The sequence below is a fragment of the Micromonospora echinofusca genome (assembly GCF_017614955.1).
Lineage (GTDB): Bacteria > Actinomycetota > Actinomycetes > Mycobacteriales > Micromonosporaceae > Micromonospora > Micromonospora echinofusca_A.
Genome location: NZ_WVUH01000538.1, coordinates 1 through 3,142, shown reverse-complemented (window position 1 = coordinate 3,142; position 3,142 = coordinate 1). Strand labels below are relative to the sequence as shown.

Here is a 3,142-nt window from a genome sequence, read left to right as displayed (position 1 = left end):
TACGGCCGGGGCCGCCACGGCGTACCGGATGCCCAGGTCGGTGACCAGGTGGTAGCTGCCGGCCTGGGCGTCCGGCCCGGCGAGCACCCGCACGACGGCGACCCGCTCTGCGCGGTCACCCGGGATGCGCGTACCACGCCGACGATCCAGGTGGGCGGCACCGTCCCCGGCATCGACACGGCCGCCCCGACCGTGGCGACCACGAGCGACGGGACGCCGCTGGCCGACCGGGTGCTGGTACCGACCGGGCGGGTCGCCGTCGTGCGGGTGCTCGCCGGGCCGGACGCCCAGGCCGGCAGCTACCACCTGGTCACCGACCTGGGCATCCGGTACGCCGTGGCGGCCCCGGCCGTACTGCCGCTGCTCGGCTACCCGGCCGACGGCGCGGTGGACGTACCGGCCGCACTGCTCAGCCGGATCCCGAGCGGTCCGACCCTGGACCCCCGGGCCGCCGTCACCCCGGCCACCGTCGCCGCCCGGTAGGGGACTCTCCGCTCCTGGCAGGGAGGGACACCGGGCTCTGCGGTGGCCGAACCCCGCTCATGGGCGGTCACCCAGAACCGGGCCACGGCCACACCTTCGGAAACTGACGGTGGCACAGCGGACAGTGGCCCGCTGGCTCACCCAGAATCCACACATGTTCGGTCCGCCGGGCCGGGCACCTGATGCTGTCCGGATGCTCGCCGGATCGTTACGCCGGTTCGACGGGCAGCCAGATTTCACCGGTCGCGGTGGTGAAGTCGTTCGTAGACTCAGGTGCCGCGACGATCTCCGGACCTGGCCGCAGACGCCACGGGTTGGACAGGAACCACGCGGCTGCGACCGTGGACCAGGCATTCTGCAGGGTCTGCGGATGCGGGCCCGTGGTCCGGATGACCACCCATCTGCCGGCCGAAACTTCGATGATGTCGAGGCCGCCGGGGACCGGCGTACCCGGGGACACGGCGACCCCGTGAAGGTAGGTCAACTCGCTGCCCTCGGCGTAGTCCGGGTCAAGGTCGTCGCTGACCGCGAGCAGGCCGCTCGGCTCAGTGTTGCCGAGAGCCTTCAGGCGCAGGTACTCCTCCGTCGGCCGTGCGGTGATGTGCCGCTGGATGTGCGGGTTGATGCCGTGATGGACCAGCCGGACGCGGGCCGCGTGCCCCACGAGCCGGAACTCGGGATGGTCGACGATGCGGGTGTCCACGTGTTCGCTCCCTTCGACGGTCAGACGGAGTACCGAGATCGTCAGGTCTCCATCCGATTCGACCCTGGTCGCAGTGCACCGGGCAGCACCCGACAAGAGCGGCGCGGAAGATGTCGGGTGATCGGGACCGGCGCGGCCGCACGATGGGAGCATGGACGACACGACCCTGGTATCCCGCTTTCTCCGCGACGGCTTCGTAAAGCTGGAGGGCGCCGTCGCGCCGCGTGTGGCAGCGGACTGCGCGCGGCTGCTGTGGCGGGAGACGGGCTGCGACCCGGACGATCCGACGACGTGGACGCAGCCCGTGCACTGGGTGCCCGGCATGGCGCAGGCGCCGTTCGCCGCCGCTCCCAACTCTCCGTTCCTCCATCACGCGTACGACCTGCTCGTCGGCGCGGGACGCTGGGAGCCGCGCTACTCGCTGGGCACGTTCCCGCTACGCTTCCCGCACGAAGAGGAGCCGGACGACGCGGGCTGGCACATCGAGGGCAGTTATCTGCCGGAGGGCGAGAGCTGGTACTTCACCAATGTGCGTTCCCGGGGTCGGGCACTGCTGATGCTGTTCCTGTTCACTGAGGTCGGTGCGGAGGACGCCCCGACCCGGATCCGGGTCGGCTCACACCTCGACGTACCCAAGGTGCTGGAGAAGTACGGGGAGGACGGAGCGAGCGGGCTGACCCTTGCGCCCGACCTGGTGGCGGCGTCCGGGCACCGTCCGCTCGCCCTCGCCACCGGATCTCCGGGCGACGTCTTCCTGTGTCACCCGTTCCTGGTGCACGCGGCGCAACCGCACCACGGAACGCGGCCCCGCTTCATGGCCCAACCGCCGCTGATGCCAGCCGCACCGTACGAACTGGAGCGGGCCGACGGCGCATACTCACCCGTAGAGATCGCAATCCGTCAGGGTCTCGGACAGGACGTCCTCGGTCCGGACGGAGACGGCACCGACCGCGGCGCCGGGGCGACAAGCCCCGGCCGTTCCTGAGCGTCCGGCCGAAGGGCTGGTCGGAAACTCGGGAGCCAGCGACTGGTGAAGTGTGGCAGGCAGGGCATGGGCGGGCTACGTACGACGGAGGCGGGGTTGGCAGTGGTTCTGCGAGTGAGTGGCCGCAATGCACGGTTCCAGCAGTGGAAAGCTCTCCTCGGCAATCGAACCAAGCGGCAGCGACGCGGCGAGTTCCTCGTGCAGGGCGTGCGCCCGATCACCATGGCCGTCGAACACGGCTGGCAGATCCGGGAGCTGCTCTACGACACCAGCGCTCAGCTGTCCGGCTGGGCACGCGAGGCCCTGGACACAGTCCCGGCCGAGAAGTTCGCCGTCTCGCGTGAACTCATGCACGAACTGGGGGGTAAGGCAGACACGGTTCCAGAACTGCTGGCCGTGGTCGCGCTGCCGGACGACAACCTGCGCCGTATCCCGGTCGGTCCGACCATGCTCACCGTCGTGTTCGATCGGCCCACCAGCCCCGGCAATATCGGGACCCTCGTTCGGTCGGCGGACGCCTTCGGCGCCGGCGGCGTCATCGTCACCGGCCACGCCGCCGACGTGTACGACCCGAAGGCGGTCCGGGCGAGCACCGGCTCGCTGTTCGCCTTGCCCGTGGTCCGGGTACCCTCCCACCAGGCCGTTCTATCCTGGGTCGCGGACGTCCGTGCCGACGGCATCGGCATGCGCATCATGGGAACCGATGAGCGCGGCATCGTGGACGCCGCCGAGTACGACTTCACCCAACCCACCCTGACGTTGATCGGCAACGAGACCACCGGCCTCAGCTCCGGGTGGCGCGAGGCATGCGACCAGCTCGTCCGGATCCCCATGTTCGGGTCCGCCAGCTCCCTGAACGCGGCCACCGCCGCGACTGTCGTGCTGTACGAATCGGCACGCCAGCGGGCCGCCGCCCGGCGGTAGCGCCAGGCGTTCCGAGCCCTTCCTTACAGCTTGAACAGTTCGACGGG

4 protein-coding genes are annotated in these 3,142 nt (G+C 70.4%); 3 read left to right on the top strand and 1 reads right to left on the bottom strand.

Annotation, left to right across the window (positions count from 1 at the left end; translation table 11 throughout):
* On the top strand, positions 1-483 hold a 483-nt coding region (locus tag GSF22_RS32355; protein ID WP_208817710.1), incomplete at its 5' end, for a type VII secretion protein EccB.
* A gap of 208 nt (positions 484-691) precedes the next feature.
* Here the strand turns inward: GSF22_RS32355 and GSF22_RS32350 are convergent.
* The gene (locus tag GSF22_RS32350) at positions 692-1,186 is read right to left on the bottom strand and encodes a GyrI-like domain-containing protein (RefSeq protein ID WP_307804502.1); all 495 of its coding nucleotides are present in this window, start codon (positions 1,184-1,186) and stop codon (positions 692-694) included.
* 151 nt (positions 1,187-1,337) lie between these two features.
* Between GSF22_RS32350 and GSF22_RS32345 the strand changes: the two genes are divergently transcribed.
* Complete coding sequence (locus GSF22_RS32345) at positions 1,338-2,171, top strand: phytanoyl-CoA dioxygenase family protein (RefSeq protein ID WP_208817708.1); 834 nt, start codon at positions 1,338-1,340, stop codon at positions 2,169-2,171.
* 96 nt (positions 2,172-2,267) lie between these two features.
* Positions 2,268-3,095 (top strand): TrmH family RNA methyltransferase, encoded by an 828-nt coding sequence (locus GSF22_RS32340; protein WP_208817707.1) that lies wholly within the window; start codon positions 2,268-2,270, stop codon positions 3,093-3,095.
* Positions 3,096-3,142 lie beyond the last annotated feature (47 nt).

What these genes read in the sequence shown, in the direction of transcription:
- GSF22_RS32345 (WP_208817708.1), top strand. Translation starts at nt 1,338, where the DNA reads ATGGACGACACGACCCTGGTATCCCGCTTTCTCCGCGACGGCTTCGTA.